Origin of the sequence: Rhodoplanes sp. Z2-YC6860, assembly GCF_001579845.1 — a bacterium.
Lineage (GTDB): Bacteria > Pseudomonadota > Alphaproteobacteria > Rhizobiales > Xanthobacteraceae > Z2-YC6860.
This window is the reverse complement of sequence record NZ_CP007440.1, coordinates 4,062,505-4,081,993: the sequence shown is the minus strand read 5'-3', so window position 1 is coordinate 4,081,993 and position 19,489 is coordinate 4,062,505. Positions and strand designations below refer to the sequence as shown.

Genomic DNA, 19,489 nt, shown 5'->3' with positions numbered 1-19,489 from the left:
CGAGGAAACGACCCAAAGGAAGTCAACATGTTGACGAGACGCGTTCTGCTGGGCGCCGTTGCGGCGCTTGGCCTGCCGGCACACGCCGCCTTCGCCGAGACCTATCCGAGCCGAACCATCCGCGTGATCGTGCCGACGCCCGCGGGCGGGCCGGTCGACACCATGGCGCGGGTGATTGCGAATGCGCTGCCACCTCTTCTCGGCCAGCCGGTGGTGGTCGAGAACCGGGCCGGCGCCGGCAACACGCTCGGCTCGAAGGCTGCGGCCATTGCCGATCCCGACGGCTACACGCTGATCTACACCGCGGCGAGCGGCCTGGTGATGAGCCCGATGCTCCGGAGCAATGCTGGCTACACGGCGGCCGATTTTGCGCCGGTCGCGATCGTCAGCGAGCAGCCGATGGTGATGGTCGCGAACCCGTCGGCGCCGTTCAAGACGGTTGCCGAGCTTGTCGCCTACGCCAAGGCCAATCCCGGCAAGCTCAACTACTCGACCGGCGGCGCCGGTACGCTGCCGCATCTCACGGCGGAGCTGTTCAAGAAACTCACCGGCACCGAGATCACCCACGTGCCCTACAAAGGCGGCGGGCCGGCGCTCGCCGACGTGGTGGCCGGCCAGGTGCCGATCACGTTCGACACCATCGGCACGTCGCTGCCCTTCATTCGCGACGGCAAGCTCAGGGCGCTCGCGATGATCGCGCCAAAGCGCTTCGACGAACTGCCCGATGTGCCCGCGATGCCGGAACTCGGCTATCCGACGGTCACGACCGGCGCCTGGACCGCACTGCTCGCGCCGAAGGCCACGCCATCCGCCATCGTCGCGCGCTTGAACGCCGCGGTGAACGACGCGCTGAAAGAGCCCTCGATGCTTGAGACATTCAAGCGGCTTGGCGCAGAACCGCGCGGTGGCGGGCCCGAGGCGCTCGCGACTGTCATCAAGGCCGACACCGAAAAATGGGGCCCGATCGTTACGGCGCTCGGGCTGAAGGAGGACTGAACGAGGCTCGTGAAAAGCCGTTGCGTCGTCCATGCAACCAACGGACACTCTTCGCGTTGCTCAACCGCATCGCAGAGGAGAGAGCAATGTTGAAAGGCGTGTGGACGGCTGCAGGAACGGCGTGTGTGATGGTCCTGCTCGCGTCAAGCGGTGCGCCGGTTCAGGCCACTTCACTTGCCGTGCACCCTGCACCCAAGCACGGCGCAATCGGTTCCACTGCGAGGACCTGTAACGGCGCCTGTGCGGTCGAGCCGCCACGCTATTATTACCGAGCGTACCGGCCGTACTACAGCCAATACGACTGGCGGCCGCATTACACCAACACCATCGTTTCCGACCGGCCGTTCCACGCTCAGCCGGCGCCATGGTGGGAGACGGACGACGCACAGCGCTACGCCATCGGCCCGGCCTACGGCTATTGAGCGGCTCGACAGGAACGGCGGCTAGTTGCCGCCGTTCTCCTCGCCCTCTTCGCCGATGCGTTCGACCGAGACGACCTTCTCGTCGTCGGCGGTGTTGAACACGATCACGCCCTGCGTCGAGCGGCCGGCAATGCGAATGCCGTCGACCGGGGTGCGGATGAGCTTGCCGCCGTCGGTGACCAGCATGATCTGGTCGGCCTCCTCGACCGGGAACGAAGCGACGAGCTGACCGATCTTCTCCTTGATCGTTTCCTCGCCCTTCTTGCCCTCCCAGATCGCCATGGCGACGAGGCCTTTGCCGCCGCGGCCGGTGATCCGGTATTCGTAGGACGACGAGCGCTTGCCGTAACCGCGCTCCGAGACGGTGAGAATGAACTGCTCAGCTGCCGACATCTCCACATAGCGCTGCTCGCCGAGCTCGATGGCCGGCGCTGCCGCCTCCTCGGCATCGATCGTCGCCTCCTCTTCGTCGCCAGCGGCGCGGCGCACCGCATTGGCGCGCTTGAGGTAGGCCACACGCTCTTCGGAGCTGACGTCGAGATGGCGCAGGATCGATTGCGAGATCACGCGGTCGCCTTCGGCGAGATTGATGCCGCGAACACCCATCGATGTGCGGCCCGAGAACACGCGCACGTCGGTCACCGCGAAGCGGATGCACTGGCCCTGCGCCGTGGTGAGCAGCACGTCGTCCCTCTCGGTGCAGACCTGCACGTCGAGGATGCCCTCGCCCTCGTCGAGCTTCATGGCGATGATGCCGGAGCGGCGCACATCGACGAAGTCCGACAGCTTGTTCCGGCGCACCGTTCCCTTGGTGGTCGAGAACATCACGTCGAGATTGCCCCAGGTGCTCTCATCCTCCGGCAGCGGCAGGATCGAGGTCATGCGCTCGCCCTGCTCGATCGGCAGAATGTTGATCAGCGGCTTGCCGCGCGCCTGCGGCGCGGCCAATGGCAAGCGCCAGACTTTCTCCTTGTAGACGCGGCCCTTCGACGAGAAGAACAGCACCGGCGTGTGCGTCGAAGCCACGAACAGCCGCGCCACGAAATCCTCATCGCGCGTCTGCATGCCGGAGCGGCCTTTGCCGCCGCGGCGCTGCATCCGGTAGGTCGAGAGCGGAACGCGCTTGACGTAGCCGAGATGGGACACCGTCACCACCATGTCCTCGCGCTGGATCAGGTCCTCGTCCTCGACCTCACCCTCCTGCTCGACAATGACCGTGCGGCGCGGCGTCGCGAACTCGTCCTTCACCGCCACGAGCTCTTCCTTGACGATCGACTGGATTCGCGCGCGCGAGCGCAGGATGTCGAGATAGTCGGAAATCTCGGCCGCGAGTTTGTCGAGCTCGTCCTTGATCTCGTCGCGGCCGAGCGCCGTCAGGCGCTGCAGGCGCAGATCGAGGATCGCCTTGGCCTGCTCGGCCGACATGCGGTAGGTGCCGGCTTCCGTCATGCGGTGACGGGGATCGTCGATTAGTTTGAGCAGCGCCTCGACGTCGCGGGCCGGCCAGTCGCGGGCCATCAACTGCTCGCGCGCTTCGTTGGCGTCCTTGGCGGCACGGATGAGCTTGATCACCTCGTCGATGTTGGCGACCGCGATGGCGAGACCGACCAGGATATGGGCGCGGTCGCGCGCCTTGTTGAGCCGGAACTTGGTGCGCCGCGACACCACCTCTTCGCGAAACGCAACGAAGGCGGTGAGCATGTCCCGGAGGTTCATCAGCAGCGGCCGGCCGCCGTCGAGCGCCACCATGTTGCAGCCGAACGAGGTCTGCAGCGGGGTAAAGCGATAGAGTTGGTTCAGCACCACGTCCGGCATCGCTTCGCGCTTGAGCTCGATCACGACGCGATAGCCGTCGCGGTCGGACTCATCTCGCAGTTCGGCGATGCCTTCGATTTTCTTCTCGCGCACCAGTTCGGCCATACGCTCGATCATCGTGGCCTTGTTCACCTGGTACGGGATCTCCGAGATGACGATCGCCTCGCGCTCCTTGCGGATCGTTTCGATCTCGACCTTGCCGCGCATCACGACGGAACCGCGGCCGGTGTGGTAGGCGCTGGTGATGCCGGCCCTGCCGAGGATGATGCCGCCGGTCGGAAAGTCCGGCCCCGGCACGATCTTGATCAGGCTGTCGATCGTCAGCGCCGGATCGTTGATCAACGCAATGCAGGCGTCGATGACTTCGCCCAGATTATGCGGCGGGATGTTGGTCGCCATGCCGACCGCGATGCCGCCGGCGCCGTTGACCAGGAGATTGGGAAAGCGCGCCGGCAGAACCACCGGCTCATGTTCATTGCCGTCGTAGTTGTCCTGGAAATTGACGGTGTCTTCGTCGATGTCGTTGAGCAGCACCATCGCCGACTTGGCAAGACGGCACTCGGTGTAACGCATCGCCGCTGCGGCATCGCCGTCGACCGAGCCGAAGTTGCCCTGACCGTCGATCAGCATCAGGCGCATGGAGAAATCCTGCGCCATGCGAACCAGCGCGTCGTAGATCGCACTGTCGCCATGCGGATGGTATTTGCCCATCACGTCGCCAACCACACGGGCCGACTTCACGTATTTCTTATCGGGCGTATGGCCCTGCTCGTACATCGAGTAGAGGATGCGGCGGTGCACGGGCTTGAGCCCGTCGCGCACGTCCGGCAGCGCGCGCGACACGATCACGCTCATGGCGTAATCGAGATAGCTGCGCTTCATTTCGTCGGTGATGGAGATCGGGCGAACGTCAGACGACGAGGGACCGCCGGGCGGGTTTTCAGCGTCGGCCAAGGGCAAACATCCTGGATCAAGGGAACAAAGTTCCGCAGCGATTCTGCTGCGATTTTCATAGCTGATTCAAAGCGGTGAGACCACCTTAAAGAGCCTGTCATACGTAAGATTTCATGCCGTGATTTCAATAGCTTAAGCCGACGTTTTTCGGCGTTTGCCGCATGTATGGCAGAACGACTCAAGTCCACAGCCCAACGCGCAAAAGATGGACCGGAAAGCGCGCCCCGCTTAGGGTCGCATCATGCCGTTCGAGTTCATGATTTCCGCGTTGGTGACACTGCTGGTCGTGGTCGATCCCGTCGGGCTGGTGCCGACCTTTCTCGGCGTCACCGACGGTGTCTCGCAAAAATTCCGCCGTGAGATCGCGCTCCGCGCTTCGCTGATCGCGGGCGGCATCCTGATCGGCACCGCGTTTTTCGGCGACTGGCTGCTGCGCGGACTCGGCATCTCGCTGCCGGCATTCCGCATTGCCGGCGGGCTGCTGCTGTTCCTGGTGGCGGCCGAGATGGTGCTGGGGCTGCGCCTCAAGCACGCCACGCAGGACGCCGAGCAGGCCGCGGAGGAGCACCTGCACAACATGGCGGCCTTCCCGCTCGCCATTCCGCTGATGGCCGGGCCCGGCGCAATCACGGCAACCATCCTGCTTGCCGGCCAGGCCAACTACCGGCCGGAGTTCCTGGCCCTGCTGATGCTCACCGTCGTCGTCGTGATCGCGATCTGTTTCGTCTGCTTCGCCGCTGCCGACCGCCTCGGCAAGCTGCTGGGCGTCACCGGCAACGTGGTGCTGTCGCGGCTGCTCGGCGTGATCCTCGCGGCGCTTGCCGTGCAATATGTGATCGATGGCGTCCGCGCCGCGCTCGGGGCGCAAGGCTTGCATTGACGCGCGGCGACAGCCGGATCACCCAGGCTGGCTGAGGTGACAAACCCATTCCCGCGATGAGGCTACCGCGCCCGGGAACCATGTCGTCCCGCGAGGCTGCAAGGTATGAATGCGAAATTTCGACCGCGCGATGAAGTTCAATTCTCAGTCGCGCGCCACTGGGGCAACGGAAAGAAAATCGGCCAGAGCGTCGTCCCGACGACAGAGGCAGGTCCAAGGGACCTTCCGTTGAAAGCGAGCCCCGCCGATCTTCGCGAGCGCGGGGCTGCTGCCAGTCGATCGGAAAAAGCCCCGGCGAACCGGGGCTTTTGGCTTAACGAACCTTCAAATTCTCGGCCGATTCCTTGCCGCGATTTGCGACGATTTCGTACTCCACCTGAGCGCCTTCGTTCAGCGTGCTGAGACCCGCACGCTCAACCGCGGAGATGTGCACGAACACGTCCTTGCCGCCGCCCTGAGGCTGAATGAAACCGTAACCCTTGGTCGGGTTGAACCACTTCACAGTACCTGTTGCCACGAAAAGCTCCCTGTCGTTGGCAAAATAGAAAGCCCGTACCACGGCCAGGTGGCACGGGCTTGTGTCGCCGGAGACTAGGTGGCAAGCACCGGTAATCCTTGGCAGGTCGGCCCCCAATAGTCCAGACCAAGCGCGCCCCATCCTGGTGGGCGGTAAATCAATAGAGCCCGGGAATGAGCCGCGCCGTCCGGCTGCGATAGGCCTCGTATTCGGCGCCGAACTGCGATTGCAGCAGCCGCTCCTCGGAGTTCATGCGCACGACGAGCGGGATCAGCATCAGAGCCGTCAGCAGGACGCCTGCGACCGAGCGGAACGCCAGCGACCAGCCGAACATGTTGATGAGCAGGCCCAGATAGCTCGGGTTGCGGATGGCGCTGTAGATGCCCGTCGTGACCAGCGTATGGCCCTCCTGGATCGCGACCAGCCCGCTGAAACGGTTGCCAAGCACGTAGACCGGCCAAAGCCTGAGCGCGCCGCCAACGGCAGCGAGGATCACGCCGGTCCAGCGGACTGTATCGCCGTCGACGGTCCAGAACCCGATGCGGTCGGTATAGGCCGGCAGCCATCCATGCAGAATGCTGATGATCGCAAAGGCGATCAGCACCCATCGGTTGCCGCGATCCTCCTGGATGCCGGAACTCAGGTTGCCGCCGGCAAAGAGGCCTGCGACGGACAGCACCAGGAACACGACCACGAGCGCGGTGCGCGCCGGGTTGGCGAAGAACGCGGAAAGCCCGCCCCAACCGATCACGGCCAGCGCGAGATACATCAGTGTACTAATGGCGACGGCTGCGAGTTTCACGGGCCAGGACATGGTGGCGCCCTGCTTACACTTGAAGCGTGCTACGCCTGGAACGTGTCGCGAGTGCGGCTTCCACAGCGCCCCCGGCACCATTCAAGCCCTATCGTGGAAATTCGACGTCCTCGTCGATCGAAACCTTGTCGAAATCGTCGATCAGAATCTCCACGCGGACACGCCAACGTCCCTTGATCGGAATATTCACGCCATCGACCCGCCAGGTCGATTCCGCCACATGAACCGCGGGAAATCGCAGCGGCTCGATTCCCGCATCGGGCTTCGCCAGCACCAGCGCCACTTCCTTGGCCGCCAACGGCGCAAAGTCGCCGTTCCAGATCGCGAGTGTCGCGGTGTGCAGTCCGCCAGCCGCGGGCTCCAATCTCACATCGGCCATCGCTTTCGCGGTGTGGATGTGCACCTGGGTCGGCGCACTCGCCGCCGCATGGATGGCGCGCGGCGGCTGGGTAAATCGCCACGCCGCGACAACAGCCAGGATGGCCAAGGCCAAGACAAGTTCGATCCTGATGGACGCCGACATCCGGCCGGCCGCCGCAGGCTCGCCGTGTACGATTCTGGGTGTCAGGGCGTAGCGGTTGCAGGCGCCGAGGCCGAGCAGCACGAGCACGGCTGCGATCTTTGCGTCCCAGACCATGCCGTATCGGGTTGTCCAAAGCGCATCGAGCGTTTCAAGTTGGACCACGGACAGCACGACGCCCGTCGCAACGAGCACAGCGATCCCTGCCGGAATGACCCGCGAGAATCTCAGCAAGTCCCGCTCGCGGCGCAGGTGCAGGCTCGCCAGGAGCGGAATCAGAGCGCCGAGCCAGAATGCAACCGACATGCCGTGCAGGAACACCGCCGGACGTGTCAGGAATTGCGGCGCAGCCGACGCGGCATGTCCGCTGGATGCGAGAGCCACGCCCACGCCGGCAATTGCGAGTGCCGCGGCAAGCTTGCGCTGCGATCCGCCACGAAGCGCAAGCAGACCCAGGATGAGGGCTGCCGCGGCGATGACGGCCGTCGTTCCGTAGGAGGTCCGCAGTCCGCCGATCCAGACATCGGGGCGGCGCATCTCCAACGGCGGTAGATTGGCGAGGTCCACACCCTGGAATCCAACCGAAAGCACGGTTGCGACGAGGCCACCCAACAGCAGGACGGAAAGCCAGACCGTGCAGCGCGCAGGGAGCGGCCCCGTGGCGATGAAGGCCGCGTAGAAGGCGCCGCCGATCCCGAACATCAGGGCGCAATAGAGCGCGAGCTTGCAGAGCCAGATGCCCGCGAGCAGCCCACGATCCATCTCGAATTGTGGCTGCATCGGAGGCTCCGCGCTCGCCTCCTTGATCGAGAACATGACGGTGCCGGACACCGGATGCCCATCGGCCGAGATCACGCGCCAGCTCAACAGGTGCGTGCCTTTCGCCAACGCCCCGGGCATCGCGACCGTCAGCGTCTCATCTTTCGCCGTCACCCCCTTCAAGGTGCTGGACGCGCCATTGGGACCGACGAGCACGATGGAGACAGGCGAGACCGGCTCGTTGAACTGGAGCGTAACGGCCGGCGGGGACTCCGGCACCATCGCGCGGTCGGCCGGTTCACTGCCGACCAGGGTGGCATGGGCCCAGGCCGCAGACGCGGTTATGAGCGCCAGCAGAACTCCGAGCACAATGGCAGCGCCGCGTGAGACCATCGCTGACCCGAGTGCTACGGACGTTGCGCCGGCACGAGCTTGAGACCGGGCGCAGACTCGGGAAGATCAGCGGCCGTCTTGCCGGCTTCGGGGATTTCGATCCAGCGGTGCACGCCCTTCTCGCACTCCTGCACCACCGGGAAATACAGGGTCGTGCCCGGCTTGAGTTCGTCAGTCAGATAGGTCGACAACACGAACTCATCGTAGTTGTCGTCCGCAAGCTTGCCGGTCCATGTCACCTCGCGGACGCCTTCGGTGAGCGCGTTGTGGAACATTTTGTACGGCTTGTCGTACTTGGCTTTGACCGTTTCGAGCTGCCAGCCCGGCTTCGGCATCGGCTTAACGCCGATCACACCTTGGGGAATCCGGATGCGAATTTTCACAGTCGGGGAATCGCCGCAGCCGTGGGGGACGCGAAACACCGCCTTGTAGGGCGCCGCTACCGCGGCCTCCGGCTTTTCCAGCGTGATGTGCGCTTGCGCCGATGGCACGAGCACGCAAGCGGCGATGAGGAAAGACAGGCTCGATCTCGACAGCATCATCACGATCTCCCGTTTGTCGAAGGCACCATTTGTCGGTGTTTGCGCCCCCTCGATGGCAGGTTGACCAGTCAGACATGCGCTCGTTTCACGCGCGAACGACAATTGCCGTGCTGTCATCGCGGCTTCCACAGCATCAGCGCGAAAATCGCGATCACGCCGATGAAGGCCGGCCAGCCGAGCCAGAACCAGATCTGGAAATAGCGGTGGTAGCGCGCCGGCAGCGCCTTGCCCCTGCGAACCGCTTCCGCCGCGATATCCCGCATCCGAAGCTGAATCCATACGACCGGCAGCCAGCACAGGCCGACGAAGATGTAGAGCACCAGCGCGGCTCTGATCCAGAATGCGGTGATCGGCACGCCGGTCATCGCCATCAGGCCCCAGCCGGTCAGCGGCTGGATCACCACCGCGGTGGCGGTGAACACCGCGTCGGCGATCACCACGGTGCGCGCGGTGTGCGCAACCGCTGCGGCATCGCCACTGCGATGAGCCATGAACATGAAGAAGGCGATGCCGAGGCCGGTGCCGAACAGCACCGCGGAGCCAAGGATATGGATGAGCTTCAGCGTGAGATAGAGATGGGCCATCGCGCCGCGCTCCCCTCAGCTGTTACCGGTCGTCCATGATGGCGAGAGTGAACAACGTTGCGATCAGCACCGGCACGATCTTGAGGTACGGCCCGAGCGGATCGGTCCAGAGCTGCGGCGCGAGCACGGAGCCCGCGACGAGATAGAGCACCGTCGACCACAGCATGATGTGGAGCACGATGCGAGCCACAGGTCGCAGCAGCAGTCCGAGCCCGATGAAATAGTCATATAGCGCGCCGACGAGCACCATCGGACCCGCGACCCTGGGCGGTACGCCCGCGGTCTTGAGATGGCCGAGCGCCACCGCCGCGCCCGGGCCCATCGTGATGATGCCGGTCGCGATCCAGAACAATGCAAGACCGGCAATCGCCACCGGCTTGAACAGGAACAGCCGCGCGAACCAGCGATCGGTCACGCTCGCCGGCTGCTGAGCCAGGATCGCCTGCAGGCTTTTCGGCTCGATGCCGGTTGCCGCGATCCAGGGCGGCGGCGCACCGATGATGCCCGCCGCCAGTTGCCGGACCGCGGTCGAGCGCGCGGGGCTGCGCCAGCCGAGATAGCCGAGCAGGTCGGCGACCGCCGACACGACCCGGCCGAGACCGCGCGGCACGCGCCAGATCGGGCGCTTGCGGAAGCCGTGCCAGTCGCGGATCGAACTGACGACCGTCTCGAGCGTCAGAACGTCGGGATGCGCCACATCCCATTTGACCTTCACCTTGGCGTCGGGCGTGAGGCTGTGCGCCACCGCGGCCGCGACGTCATCGACGCTGACCACCTGAAGGCGCGCGTCAGGCTCGAGCACCGGCGTCACGAACGGAACGCCGCAAACGCCGCGCAGCATCGCGGTGCCGCCATAGACCGCGGGCGAGAGCACCAGACCCGGACGCAGGATCACCCAGTCGAGCTGGCGCCGCGAAAGGTTGTCCTCGGCCTCGGCCTTGCTGCGGGCAAACGCGGTCGGCGCGGAGCGCGCGGCGCCGATCGCGGAAATATGCACCACGCGCTTGATGCCGGCGCGCTCGCAGGCGGCAAACAGCGCGGTGGTCGCGGCCACTTGGATGCGCTGCACGCTGTCATGCATGCCGTCCTGCAGGACACCGACGCAGTTCACCACCGCGTCGAAGCCTTCAAGCAGCGGCAGCCAGTCCCCGGCGAGCGTCAGGTGGCGGAAGTCGGCGGTGATCCATTTGGCGAAGGGCGCGCGCAGGCTCGCCTCGCGGACGTCGCGGCCCGCGCCGGTCACCTCGTGGCCGTCGCGATGCAGCCTCGCCAGACACGCCGAACCGATCAGCCCGTAGGCCCCGGTCACCAGCACGCGCATGAAACAGTCCCGCTCATGATTGCCCGCGGATCGCTCCCAAGCATTCTACCAACACTTCCGGCATTCCGGATTCGGCAAAAGAAGACGCCCGGCTGATGGCCGGGCGCCCTGTCGTTAGAGTCTGATTCAGCGAAGCTGGATCAGACTCTAAGCTCATCTGTCTGTTTGAGCATGATCTTTTTCCGAAAACCGCTTCGCACTTTTCGGGATCATGCTCCCGCAGCGATTTCCCGGCAATCAGAACGGAATTTCGTCGTCCATGTCGCCACGGCCGCCGCCGGCTCCCGCCATTGCGGGCTTTCTTGCGGGCGCTGCGCTCTGCGCGCCGAAGTCGTCGGAGGACTCGTAGCCGCCACCGCTCCCACCGCCGCGGGTGTCGAGCATGGTCAGCGCCGAGTTGAAGCCCTGCAGCACCACCTCGGTCGAATACTTCTCGTTGCCGTCCTTATCCGTGTATTTGCGCGTCTGAAGCTGGCCTTCGAGATAAACCTTCGAGCCCTTCTTCAGGTATTGCTCGGCGATCTTGCAGAGCCCTTCGCTGAAGATCACCACGCGATGCCACTCGGTCTTTTCCTTGCGCTCGCCGCTGTTCTTGTCGCGCCAGGTCTCGGAGGTCGCCACGCTCAGGTTGGCGATCGGGCGCCCGTCATTTGTGCGGCGGATTTCCGGATCCTTGCCGAGATTGCCGACCAGAATGACCTTGTTCACTGAGCCTGCCATGACCTTCTCCTGTTTCGCCGCTTCCGAATTTTGATTGCCGAATTCTCGATTAAGTGGGCTCCGCTTCGCAGGCTGACGCGCGTTTCGCGTACCATCGACCGGTGCCCTGCTCCGCAACCTAGTGCGCATCAGCTGCGCCACAAGCGCGTTTGCCGTTCGTCCACACCAAAACACAGCCCAGAAAGCTGACTGGCGCCGAACCGCCCGACAAATGTATGTTCTCTTTTTGTTCCAAGCAAGCGCAATTTCATGCGCCCGGCTCGCAGAGGTATTCAAATCCTTCTGCGTGCGGCCTGTCGCGAAAATGGGCAGCAAAAATCGGGCGCGGCTCAGTTTTGGATTGCCATCAAGAATTAAAGCATCGTTTTTTCAGTCAGTTAGACCGCAATCCTCATCCGCGCGCAATTTAGGCGGCTGTGGCTTTTTGGAGACTCAATCCGTCCGGAACCCGCGTTAAGATTTGGCCAAATTTCGTCGGGTGAACCGCCGGTTGGCGGTCTCAGTGAGGGTTGAACATGAAGCGTCTTTTGGTGGCGGCCGTTGCGTCGCTCGGTTTGGTGACCGCGTCTCTTCCCGCTGCAGCGGCGGATCTCGCGCCGCGTCAGATGATGCCGGTGAAGGCGCCGGTTTACATGCCGTTCAACTGGGGCGGCTGGTACGCCGGTCTCAATCTCGGCGGCGGCTTCAGCGATGTGAGCGGCGTCGTGTTCGGTGGCCAGATTGGCTACAATTGGCAGTTTGGCCAATGGGTGTTCGGCCTTGAGACCGACATTCAGTTCTCCGGTCAGGACAGCGACTCGGTGTTCAGCGCCGGCGGCGCCACCTTCGTCGACAAGCAAGAGCTCGAGTGGTTCGGCACCTTCCGCGGCCGCCTCGGCTACGCGATGTGGGATCGCTGGCTGCCGTATGTCACCGGTGGTCTCGCCTACGGCGGCCGCAAGGCCAGCGGTGCTGTGACCGGCACGCTCGCCGGCCCCTACAGCGCCGACGACACCGTGGTCGGCTGGGCGCTCGGCGTCGGCGTCGATTACGCCATCACGCCGGCCTGGACCGCGCGCCTCGAATATCTCCACGTCTCGCTGGACAGCTTCACGGCGACCTACGGCCTCGCGGGCGGCACGGCCGTCGTGAACTACGGCCGGCTCGACAACGACATCGTCCGCGGCGCGCTCAACTACCGCTTCATGACGGGCGGCTACCCGTACTGAGCGGCATTTTATTGGGGCTGGGGAAAAGGGCCGGCGTCACGCCGGCCCTTTTGCTTTTGATGCGCTTGAAGCGGGATGCCAGATACACCGGCGGCGGACTCTCACGCATTCCAGAAAACCTTCGCCTCGGAGCTATCGCTTTCGGCCGTTGCAAGCCCGCAGATCAACCTCCGAAGCGCTTCATGTTCAGGGCCTTTGTTGCGCGGATTTAAAAAGGTATGCAGGGCAGCTTCAGATGGTCGGCCGCCAGAGGATGAGTTCGGCTGGTGCAGGACAACCGCCTCGCCATCGACCGCTTGCAGGTACCATCTGTCCCCGTTCGAACTGGTGTAGAGTTCGCGTTGGCGATTTTCCATAAACCTCAATCGGAGCAGGCGCCCATAAGTTCCGAGATGGACTGCCAGATTTCAAGGCGTCACCCGCACTTCGACGGACATCCCCTGAAACGCGTTTGTCATACCGAGAAAGCTGCCGGTGACGGGCATGATGAGATGAATATCGCGCCCGACCGCCACTGGGATCAGATTGAATCCGCCGATACTGCGATTGGTCGGATCGAATGTGATCCAGCCTGCCCCCGGAACATACACTTCGGCCCAAGCGTGCGTCGAACCCGCGCCGTTGGACCCGACGCTCTGTTGGTTGGGATTGTAGAGATAACCCGAGACGATCCTTGCTCCGAATCCGAGCATACGCGCCGCTTCGGCGAACAAGACAGCCAGATCCCGACATGAGCCCAATCGACGATCGAGCGTCTGGGTCGGCGTCTGCGTGCCTTCCGTCTCGCGGCTCTGATAGCCGATCTGGGTCGACACCCCGGCACTGAGATCTTTAAGCAGCAAGAGCGTTTCGGTTGGATTGCACCAAACGACCGCCCGCGCCCAAGCCTGCAATTGACCCATTGGGTCTGGGTATTGCGGAACCGCCAGCGCGCCGAGATCGGCAATTTCGTCTTCTTCATAGCGAAAGGGGTAGAAAATCGCCGACGACGAAATGGGAAAAACGGGCCAGGCAGCAGCGTCGAGTTCAATGGTGGCGGTGCTGTCGATCACCAGATGATCGGACATCGCGTAGAAGTTCGCGGTCGCAATGGTGTTACCGCAGACATCCTGGGCCCAACTCAGGGCTGCTGCGGGCGTGACCGCAACGTCGCTGGAAATCAGGCGAAGTTCCCTGCTCTCGCGTGGCCGCAGCAACAGGCGATGCGGCCAGAGTGTCACTGGCTGGTAGAAACGATACGACGTCTTGTGGTGGATGTTGAGGGTAACCAATTCAGCCCAGCCTCGCTCATGTTGAGAGCAGCCCTAGCGATTGGACACGCGTCGGGTTATTTCGCCGGCCCTGCACCGATCGGCATAGCGGACCGGGCTCTCGTTTCTGCAATCCACTCGATTTGCCTTTCGAGAGTTAGCCATTGGTCAGCCATGTTGCGCAACGCTGCTTGGATCATCGCGTCAGCTTCCCGATGCGCCTCCGCGAGACACAGATCTGCCTGTCGCCTGCACTGGCTTGCGCTGACAACACCTAGAGTTCGCGCGTCATTGACGGAGGATATCATCTCTTTTGCCTGAGGGATCGACGAAGTACCGGAAGAATTCAGAGTTGGTCCGCAGGAGCATGTGTGTTGTGTCATGCCGGAGCGCTGTGTCATATGCCTGCATAGAACGATAAAAGGCGGCAAACTCCTTATCCCTGCCAAATGCATCTGCAAAGATTCGATTGCGCTCAGCATCACCATCGCCACGGATTTTCTCGGAACTCGATGCCGCGTCCGCAATCAGCACGGTGGCATCGCGATCGGCCATCGCGCGAATTTCCTGGGACCGCTGACTCCCGTCGGCACGGTACGCAGTTGCGTCCCGCTGCCGTTCTGTCTGCATGCGGCTGTATATAGCCTGGCTGTTCTGCTCCGGCAGGTTCGCGCCTCGAATGCGGACGTCGACAATCGAGATGCCGAAAGAGCCGGCTTCCCGATCAAGCTGATCGCGCATCGATGACATCAATGCCGCACGATCGGTGCGGAGGATCTGAATAAAAGACGCCTCCCCTAGAACACGGCGGAGCGCCGCAATCAACATAATCGACAGGCGGGGATTTGCTTCGGAGACCGCCCCTACGGTTTGATAGAATTTGAGAGCATCGCTGATGCGGTAGCGAGCAAAGCTGGTGATTATCAATCGCTTTTGGTCGGAGGCGATGACCTCTTGAGCGGGCACTTCGAGATCGAGGACGCGTTTTTCGATCGCGATCACGCTGTCGATGATGGGCATCTTAAAATGAAGGCCCGGCTCGGCGATCGTCCGGAGCGGCTCGCCAAGCCGGACGACGAGCGCCTGTTGTGTCTGATGGACGGTGAACACTGCACTCCAACCAACGGCCGCAGCAAGCACGAGCGTCGCAATGACGGCGCCCCGGTCAACGCTCATCTGCTAGTCCGATCTGCGCAGGGGCGGTGAGCACATCAAAGCTCCAAGACTTCTTTCGGCTAGTGAATTGTCCCATCCCGGTGACACCACGTGACGATCTTTATCGAGATGCAATTCTGAGGAATCGAAAATTGGTCCGCCAGCGATCCAATCATCAGGCTAGCCATGTCGAAGGTCGCGGCAATTTCCTGGCCCCAGGCGGACTCTTCTGTTTTGAGGTGATTGAAGATCCGGACAGAAACCGTAAATGCGCCATCCTCCTCGACGATATTTGCGTGCAGCCGCGTAAAGCATGGATGGGGTCCCTTGTTGCAAAAGATCACAGGGGCTTCCCTTCTCCGCCGGCAGTGTCGCCGGCTCTTGGAACCGCGGCCATCGACCAGGCGCTTGCACACAGAATAAGGACGATCAGCGCCGCCAGACATTCCGGCTTGGACATTGCGGCTCCCAAGACCTGTCGCAAGCGGCAATGCCAACATGCTTCGGGTGGCTGATTTATTTTTCGACAGCCGTCTTGGGCTGGCGCAGCTGCGTTAACCGGCCAAAGGGAGGCCCAGAAAAGCCAGGCAAGTGACGCGTGCGATGGGAGCCGCCCATAAGGATGAGCCGGATCGCCCGCCGGGAGATCTAATCGGTTGCATCGCCATCACCAGATCCGCTGGTCGACCGGATGCCGTTCGCGGCGGCTTCGGCGGCCTCTTTGGCCATCTGGTCCTTCAGCCACAACGTCAGGAGTTGAAGCTTGATCTCGATGGTCGACGGCACCGGCAGCTTTCGTCCAAACCGGAGCGATTTCACCACCACGGTCTCACCGCTTTCCGACGAAAAGGCCCGGCGCGAGCCGGGCCTCCTCTAACCGACGAATTATTTCTGCTGCTCCGGCTTGTCGGAGCCCGGTTTGGCGTCGCCCTGGTTCTGCTGGCTATCGGGCTTTGTCTCGGTCGGTGTCGGAGTTTTCGGGGCGTTGTTGTTGCCCTGCTGTTGGTTGGACATAGTAATTCCTTCCAATAAAACCTAAAAAACAATTTTCTAGGTACTTTTTTAAGCTAGGCTCATTTTCAGGATATACAATGGATACACGAGATTTATTTATTTTATGACAGTATTTCTGTCCAATGAGAGTGGTTTGGCCGAGATAGCGCCTGAACGCTGGGGATCGTGAATACCCAGGCATTTCTGAGCGTCTTCGGGCATGTCCGTCACCCGAAGTGGACGGCCCATGAATGTAACCCAAGGCTTCTCCGAGACTGGCTGAAGGGCGGCGAAGTTCCAAAACTGCCGTTCGGTCATCTCAATCTCGGTGACGCTTTGGTTGAGCACCCAATCGCGAAGCATGCTCATTCTGGACTGAGCGTCGACGAACATCTTTTCCGGCAGTGCTTTTTTCATGGGAAACTCCAGTACCGCTCTGCATTTCACCACGCCGCTCTCGCGCGCGATGATCACCAAGGGCGAGAGCACAAACCAACGGGCGAATATGGAGGACTCGCAGTCGAGCGTATCGATCCGAAGTTAACGCCTGACGACTCCTCGCCCATCACTTAGGACAATTGCAATCGACTTTCGGGACAAACCGGTGCAAGGCTGGTGCGGACGTATTTCGGTGGCGCTCTGACTGCCACTGCACGATCGAACCAGAATGCCGGCATGACCGAGAAACCAGTCGAACTCGACGCCCACCGCGGGATGGCGGCGCAGAAAGCCACCGACCTGCGGAGGTTGCTTTCTGAAGTTGCGGCCAATGAACTGGCACTGCGCACGCGTCAGCAGGAGTTGGAAGATCAACTCCTCGCTCTCCCTGCGCACAGTTGGGAAGAAGCTGCTGAGAAGGCGCGCTATCTGCTGTCGCTGTTCGCCAGTTCTTCGGCCGGACAGGACCCGAGGCGGAAGATGCTGATTGCGCGGGTCCTAGAAGACTTTGCACGGCTTTCGACGTTGCAGAAAGACTGATCGGCAGTCCGAGTCTGTGCTCGCCGGCGTTCAAGTCCAAGGCTGCGGGTCGCCATTTTCGCCGGATGCGACGTTTCTCAGGCGTTTCAAGAGATCGTCTGTCCGGTAGCGCGCATAGAGCCTTCGCGCCTCCTCGACCTGGGTGAAAGTTGTTGCCTCACCAAAGGTCTCCCTGATGGCGCGATCAAACGCGTCTCCTCGGTATTGCTTCGGGTCGGCTTGCATCTCACACCTGCCGCGATGGGAATTTCGTCGAGCCGGCTACAGCGCGGCCAAGCCCGCCGTCGCTCAATCGGCTGCCAATACTGCGGTCATTCGCCGCTACATCGCGGTGCGCCCGAGAATATCTGCGCAAGCCTGTGCGACCGCGGATCGAGGCTCATTCTTGTCAGGGAAAGTGGCCCAGCCGCCCTTGGCGACGAAAGCACCTTTTTCATACGAGTAGTTGATCGCTTTGAGCTTCGTCAGATTGTCGTCAGCCTTCTCGGCATGACGGAAGTTTTCGACGCAAATCGGGGTCAGAGCAGCGACAACAGCGGCATCGGCCTGGCGTTGCGCCAATTCCGTTGCTTTGCCGCTTGTCATCCAGCCCCCATACGAGAAGCCAATTCCCGCAAGGGCAAGGGCACCACCGAAGGCGCCCCAGAGGATCCGTTCAACGTTCGGAGTGAGCTTCATAGAGAAAGCCATGATCGATCCTTTCGTCCGATTGAGTCGGAACGAGAATCAACGGAGCCCGGATGGGCTGCCGGTCGGCGTGGCGATTTCAAGCTTAAGAGGCCGAACGCGAAATGCTCGCGTCTTGAGGCCACACCGGGTTACTCCCCTTTTCATCGAGAGTCGAGGAATGAAAAGCTTCAAGATTGGACTCGCATCGCCGGAGGCCTGCGAGCATAGTCCGCGGCATCCAATGGAGAACCGGAAAGTGTCGCGTATGGATACGTCCGAAGGACCCGACTTTTCCGTGGTCGTGAAAAACCGTGGACGTCCTTCTGCGCCGTGGAGGTGGGAAATATATCGCTCGGGTCGCAACAGCGCCGTCAAACGGTCCGAGGGATTTTTCTGCACAATGACTGAGGCCGACCGCGCTGGAAAGAAAGCGCTTCGCTTGTTTCTGAGCGAGTATCAGGACTGAGTTGGCAGCGGGCTTGATTTGAAACGCCCGCATTGGCCATTGTCCCTCACTTCGAATCTAAGATCGGCCGACATCGAAAAAGACCTCGAATATTCCAGCCGTTCGAGTCACCGCGGATCATGCGATACATGCAACTGGCCATCGCGGGGATGTTTCTGATCGTCGGAACCCTGGCGGCAGGCGCACACTGCTCGACGCCGACGACTCCATCATGCGCCGAGAAGTCCGCTCGGCTCGATGACCGGTGGGAATTTGATCGCTGCCGCAGGGAAATGGAAAGTTACAAATCCGAGATCGGAATTTACGGAGAATGCGTAAGGGGCGAAGCAAGAAACCAAGTCGAGAACGCGGCCCGCGAATATAACGCAGCCGTGGAAAGCTTTAATCGACGCGTCCGAGGAGGACCCTGAACCGCTGCCGGCGGCAGATTGCCGGCAGCAAGCCCGCCGCGGCCGAGACCGGACCGAAAGCCAGGGAGCCAAGTTCGCGCCGGCCGCGAAGCCGGCGGCTCTTTCGGCTCGACTGAACCCATCGCGCCTTACAGCGTATCCTTGAGGAACCGCAGCACCTTCGGCCCGGCGAAGCCGCCGAAGCTCGTGTCGTCCACCGGGTCGGTGCTGAAGAAGTGCCCTGCCCCCGGAATGACGATGGTGCGGGCGAAGAAGCTCGCCTGCTTCAGCGCCTTGAGGAATGCGGTCGACTGCGTCGCCGGATCGACCACATCGTCATCGGTGCCGTGGATCAGCATGAAGCGCGTCGCGTTCTTGTCGACCGTGGCGTAGTTGATCGGCGAGGCCTCGAAGAACACCTTGCGGTTGGTGTAGGGCGCGGCGCCCAGGAACTTCTCGCCGATGTTGTCGCGGGGCCGCGATAACAGATCGTGCTCCCACTGTGCGGCCATGTCGTAGACGCCGTAGAAGCCCACCACGGTCTTCACCTTGGATGACACCGACGCATTGGGATCGCTGCGATACTCGCTCGAGAACTGCGGCTCCTCGCCGGCCAGCGCGACCAGCGCCGACAGGTGTCCGCCGGCGCTGTCGCCGATCATGCCGATGCGGTTGGGATCGACGTTGAGTTCGGCCGCGTTGGCGCGGACATACTGCACCGCCGCCTTGGTGTCGTAGACCGCGCCCGGATAGGTTTTCACGCCGGGCTTCATCAGCCGGTATTCGATCGCGAACACCGCGTAGCCGTTCTTCGCCAGATACGCGCCCCAGTTCGTGTACATCTTGCGGTCGCCGACCTGCCAGCCGCCGCCATGGACCGCGACCAGCATCGGCGCCTTGTCCAATCCCTTCGGCTGATAGAGATCGCCGACAAGCTTGACGCCGTCGTGCTCGGCAAACGTGATGTCGTTTTTGATGGTGACGAGATACTCTGCGCCAATTGCCGCACCATGCGCCGTGCTCGTCGCGAGAATTCCTGCCGCCATCGCCAGACTCCAGAAGCTCAATCCCATGATGACCTCCCCAACAAGCGCGGCGTTCGGCGCCGCGCTTTCGAGGGAGCGTAGTCGGTTCGGAGTTTAAG

Annotated in this window: 21 protein-coding genes; 5 read left to right on the top strand and 16 right to left on the bottom strand. The window is 62.4% G+C overall.

What is annotated here, in order from left to right; all coding sequences use genetic code 11:
* The first annotated feature begins 27 nt into the window (after window positions 1–27).
* Both RHPLAN_RS18840 and RHPLAN_RS18835 read left to right on the top strand, forming a co-directional pair.
* Window positions 28–996: a Bug family tripartite tricarboxylate transporter substrate binding protein gene (locus RHPLAN_RS18840; protein WP_068020764.1), complete on the top strand. Its 969-nt coding sequence runs from the start codon at window positions 28–30 to the stop codon at window positions 994–996.
* Between the two features lie 86 nt (window positions 997–1,082).
* Window positions 1,083–1,418 carry a hypothetical protein gene (locus RHPLAN_RS18835; RefSeq protein WP_068020761.1) on the top strand — a complete coding sequence of 112 codons (336 nt, stop codon included), beginning with the start codon at window positions 1,083–1,085 and terminating at the stop codon, window positions 1,416–1,418.
* 21 nt (window positions 1,419–1,439) lie between these two features.
* On the opposite strand, the gene gyrA is transcribed toward RHPLAN_RS18835, so the two are convergent.
* Window positions 1,440–4,187: a DNA gyrase subunit A gene (gyrA, locus tag RHPLAN_RS18830; protein WP_068020755.1), complete on the bottom strand. Its 2,748-nt coding sequence runs from the start codon at window positions 4,185–4,187 to the stop codon at window positions 1,440–1,442.
* A gap of 241 nt (window positions 4,188–4,428) precedes the next feature.
* Between gyrA and RHPLAN_RS18825 the strand changes: the two genes are divergently transcribed.
* Window positions 4,429–5,067: a MarC family protein gene (locus RHPLAN_RS18825; RefSeq protein WP_068020746.1), complete on the top strand. Its 639-nt coding sequence runs from the start codon at window positions 4,429–4,431 to the stop codon at window positions 5,065–5,067.
* A 313-nt stretch (window positions 5,068–5,380) separates the two neighbouring features.
* On the opposite strand, the gene RHPLAN_RS18820 is transcribed toward RHPLAN_RS18825, so the two are convergent.
* The 7 genes from RHPLAN_RS18820 to RHPLAN_RS18790 form a co-directional block, all read right to left on the bottom strand.
* Window positions 5,381–5,584, bottom strand: coding sequence for a cold-shock protein (locus tag RHPLAN_RS18820; RefSeq protein ID WP_068031486.1), 204 nt, complete (start codon window positions 5,582–5,584; stop codon window positions 5,381–5,383).
* 157 nt (window positions 5,585–5,741) lie between these two features.
* Entirely contained in the window at window positions 5,742–6,398 is a 657-nt protein-coding gene (locus RHPLAN_RS18815) for a methyltransferase family protein (RefSeq protein ID WP_068020733.1), read from the bottom strand.
* A gap of 88 nt (window positions 6,399–6,486) precedes the next feature.
* Complete coding sequence (locus tag RHPLAN_RS18810) at window positions 6,487–8,070, bottom strand: copper resistance CopC/CopD family protein (protein ID WP_068020731.1); 1,584 nt, start codon at window positions 8,068–8,070, stop codon at window positions 6,487–6,489.
* A 14-nt stretch (window positions 8,071–8,084) separates the two neighbouring features.
* On the bottom strand, window positions 8,085–8,612 hold the full coding sequence (locus RHPLAN_RS18805) for a YcnI family copper-binding membrane protein (protein WP_237180177.1): 528 nt from the start codon (window positions 8,610–8,612) through the stop codon (window positions 8,085–8,087).
* A 113-nt stretch (window positions 8,613–8,725) separates the two neighbouring features.
* Complete coding sequence (locus RHPLAN_RS18800; protein WP_068020729.1) at window positions 8,726–9,196, bottom strand: DUF2269 family protein; 471 nt, start codon at window positions 9,194–9,196, stop codon at window positions 8,726–8,728.
* Window positions 9,197–9,218: 22 nt separating this feature from the next.
* Window positions 9,219–10,517, bottom strand: coding sequence for an SDR family oxidoreductase (locus RHPLAN_RS18795; RefSeq protein ID WP_068020726.1), 1,299 nt, complete (start codon window positions 10,515–10,517; stop codon window positions 9,219–9,221).
* A 237-nt stretch (window positions 10,518–10,754) separates the two neighbouring features.
* A complete protein-coding gene (locus RHPLAN_RS18790; RefSeq protein ID WP_068020724.1) occupies window positions 10,755–11,237 on the bottom strand; it encodes a single-stranded DNA-binding protein in 483 nt (160 codons plus the stop codon).
* Between the two features lie 515 nt (window positions 11,238–11,752).
* Between RHPLAN_RS18790 and RHPLAN_RS18785 the strand changes: the two genes are divergently transcribed.
* On the top strand, window positions 11,753–12,445 hold the full coding sequence (locus RHPLAN_RS18785; RefSeq protein ID WP_068020722.1) for an outer membrane protein: 693 nt from the start codon (window positions 11,753–11,755) through the stop codon (window positions 12,443–12,445).
* A gap of 407 nt (window positions 12,446–12,852) precedes the next feature.
* Here RHPLAN_RS18785 and RHPLAN_RS18780 read toward each other — a convergent pair whose 3' ends face one another.
* The 5 genes from RHPLAN_RS18780 to RHPLAN_RS18765 all read right to left on the bottom strand — a co-directional run bounded on the left by RHPLAN_RS18780 (window position 12,853) and on the right by RHPLAN_RS18765 (window position 16,260).
* Window positions 12,853–13,716 (bottom strand): transglutaminase family protein, encoded by an 864-nt coding sequence (locus RHPLAN_RS18780; RefSeq protein WP_068020720.1) that lies wholly within the window; start codon window positions 13,714–13,716, stop codon window positions 12,853–12,855.
* Window positions 13,717–13,983: 267 nt separating this feature from the next.
* Window positions 13,984–14,871 carry a protease modulator HflC gene (gene hflC, locus RHPLAN_RS18775; protein WP_068020718.1) on the bottom strand — a complete coding sequence of 296 codons (888 nt, stop codon included), beginning with the start codon at window positions 14,869–14,871 and terminating at the stop codon, window positions 13,984–13,986.
* A gap of 627 nt (window positions 14,872–15,498) precedes the next feature.
* Window positions 15,499–15,672, bottom strand: a complete 174-nt coding sequence (locus RHPLAN_RS39455; RefSeq protein WP_157100346.1) for a hypothetical protein — start codon at window positions 15,670–15,672, stop codon at window positions 15,499–15,501.
* A 63-nt stretch (window positions 15,673–15,735) separates the two neighbouring features.
* Complete coding sequence (locus RHPLAN_RS40810; protein WP_257730488.1) at window positions 15,736–15,864, bottom strand: hypothetical protein; 129 nt, start codon at window positions 15,862–15,864, stop codon at window positions 15,736–15,738.
* A gap of 96 nt (window positions 15,865–15,960) precedes the next feature.
* On the bottom strand, window positions 15,961–16,260 hold the full coding sequence (locus RHPLAN_RS18765; protein ID WP_157100345.1) for a hypothetical protein: 300 nt from the start codon (window positions 16,258–16,260) through the stop codon (window positions 15,961–15,963).
* A gap of 258 nt (window positions 16,261–16,518) precedes the next feature.
* Between RHPLAN_RS18765 and RHPLAN_RS18760 the strand changes: the two genes are divergently transcribed.
* Complete coding sequence (locus tag RHPLAN_RS18760; RefSeq protein ID WP_068020710.1) at window positions 16,519–16,821, top strand: hypothetical protein; 303 nt, start codon at window positions 16,519–16,521, stop codon at window positions 16,819–16,821.
* A gap of 30 nt (window positions 16,822–16,851) precedes the next feature.
* On the opposite strand, the gene RHPLAN_RS18755 is transcribed toward RHPLAN_RS18760, so the two are convergent.
* The 3 genes from RHPLAN_RS18755 to RHPLAN_RS18745 form a co-directional block, all read right to left on the bottom strand.
* Window positions 16,852–17,046, bottom strand: a complete 195-nt coding sequence (locus RHPLAN_RS18755; RefSeq protein WP_068020707.1) for a hypothetical protein — start codon at window positions 17,044–17,046, stop codon at window positions 16,852–16,854.
* 96 nt (window positions 17,047–17,142) lie between these two features.
* Window positions 17,143–17,511, bottom strand: a complete 369-nt coding sequence (locus RHPLAN_RS18750) for a hypothetical protein (RefSeq protein WP_068020705.1) — start codon at window positions 17,509–17,511, stop codon at window positions 17,143–17,145.
* 983 nt (window positions 17,512–18,494) lie between these two features.
* On the bottom strand, window positions 18,495–19,418 hold the full coding sequence (locus RHPLAN_RS18745; protein ID WP_084245171.1) for an alpha/beta hydrolase: 924 nt from the start codon (window positions 19,416–19,418) through the stop codon (window positions 18,495–18,497).
* Window positions 19,419–19,489 lie beyond the last annotated feature (71 nt).

Bases quoted from the DNA above. Each gene is read 5' to 3' on its own strand.
- RHPLAN_RS18795 (WP_068020726.1), bottom strand. From the start codon at position 10,517: ATGCGCGTGCTGGTGACCGGGGCCTACGGGCTGATCGGTTCGGCGTGT.
- RHPLAN_RS18790 (WP_068020724.1), bottom strand. From the start codon at position 11,237: ATGGCAGGCTCAGTGAACAAGGTCATTCTGGTCGGCAATCTCGGCAAG.
- RHPLAN_RS40810 (WP_257730488.1), bottom strand. From the start codon at position 15,864: ATGTCCAACCAACAGCAGGGCAACAACAACGCCCCGAAAACTCCGACA.
- RHPLAN_RS18825 (WP_068020746.1), top strand. From the start codon at position 4,429: ATGCCGTTCGAGTTCATGATTTCCGCGTTGGTGACACTGCTGGTCGTG.
- RHPLAN_RS18745 (WP_084245171.1), bottom strand. From the start codon at position 19,418: ATGGGATTGAGCTTCTGGAGTCTGGCGATGGCGGCAGGAATTCTCGCG.
- RHPLAN_RS18815 (WP_068020733.1), bottom strand. From the start codon at position 6,398: ATGTCCTGGCCCGTGAAACTCGCAGCCGTCGCCATTAGTACACTGATG.
- RHPLAN_RS18785 (WP_068020722.1), top strand. From the start codon at position 11,753: ATGAAGCGTCTTTTGGTGGCGGCCGTTGCGTCGCTCGGTTTGGTGACC.
- RHPLAN_RS18835 (WP_068020761.1), top strand. From the start codon at position 1,083: ATGTTGAAAGGCGTGTGGACGGCTGCAGGAACGGCGTGTGTGATGGTC.
- RHPLAN_RS18840 (WP_068020764.1), top strand. From the start codon at position 28: ATGTTGACGAGACGCGTTCTGCTGGGCGCCGTTGCGGCGCTTGGCCTG.
- RHPLAN_RS18765 (WP_157100345.1), bottom strand. From the start codon at position 16,260: ATGAAAAAAGCACTGCCGGAAAAGATGTTCGTCGACGCTCAGTCCAGA.
- RHPLAN_RS18800 (WP_068020729.1), bottom strand. From the start codon at position 9,196: ATGGCCCATCTCTATCTCACGCTGAAGCTCATCCATATCCTTGGCTCC.
- RHPLAN_RS18805 (WP_237180177.1), bottom strand. From the start codon at position 8,612: ATGATGCTGTCGAGATCGAGCCTGTCTTTCCTCATCGCCGCTTGCGTG.
- RHPLAN_RS18760 (WP_068020710.1), top strand. From the start codon at position 16,519: ATGACCGAGAAACCAGTCGAACTCGACGCCCACCGCGGGATGGCGGCG.
- hflC (WP_068020718.1), bottom strand. From the start codon at position 14,871: ATGAGCGTTGACCGGGGCGCCGTCATTGCGACGCTCGTGCTTGCTGCG.
- RHPLAN_RS18810 (WP_068020731.1), bottom strand. From the start codon at position 8,070: ATGGTCTCACGCGGCGCTGCCATTGTGCTCGGAGTTCTGCTGGCGCTC.
- RHPLAN_RS18755 (WP_068020707.1), bottom strand. From the start codon at position 17,046: ATGCAAGCCGACCCGAAGCAATACCGAGGAGACGCGTTTGATCGCGCC.
- RHPLAN_RS18750 (WP_068020705.1), bottom strand. From the start codon at position 17,511: ATGGCTTTCTCTATGAAGCTCACTCCGAACGTTGAACGGATCCTCTGG.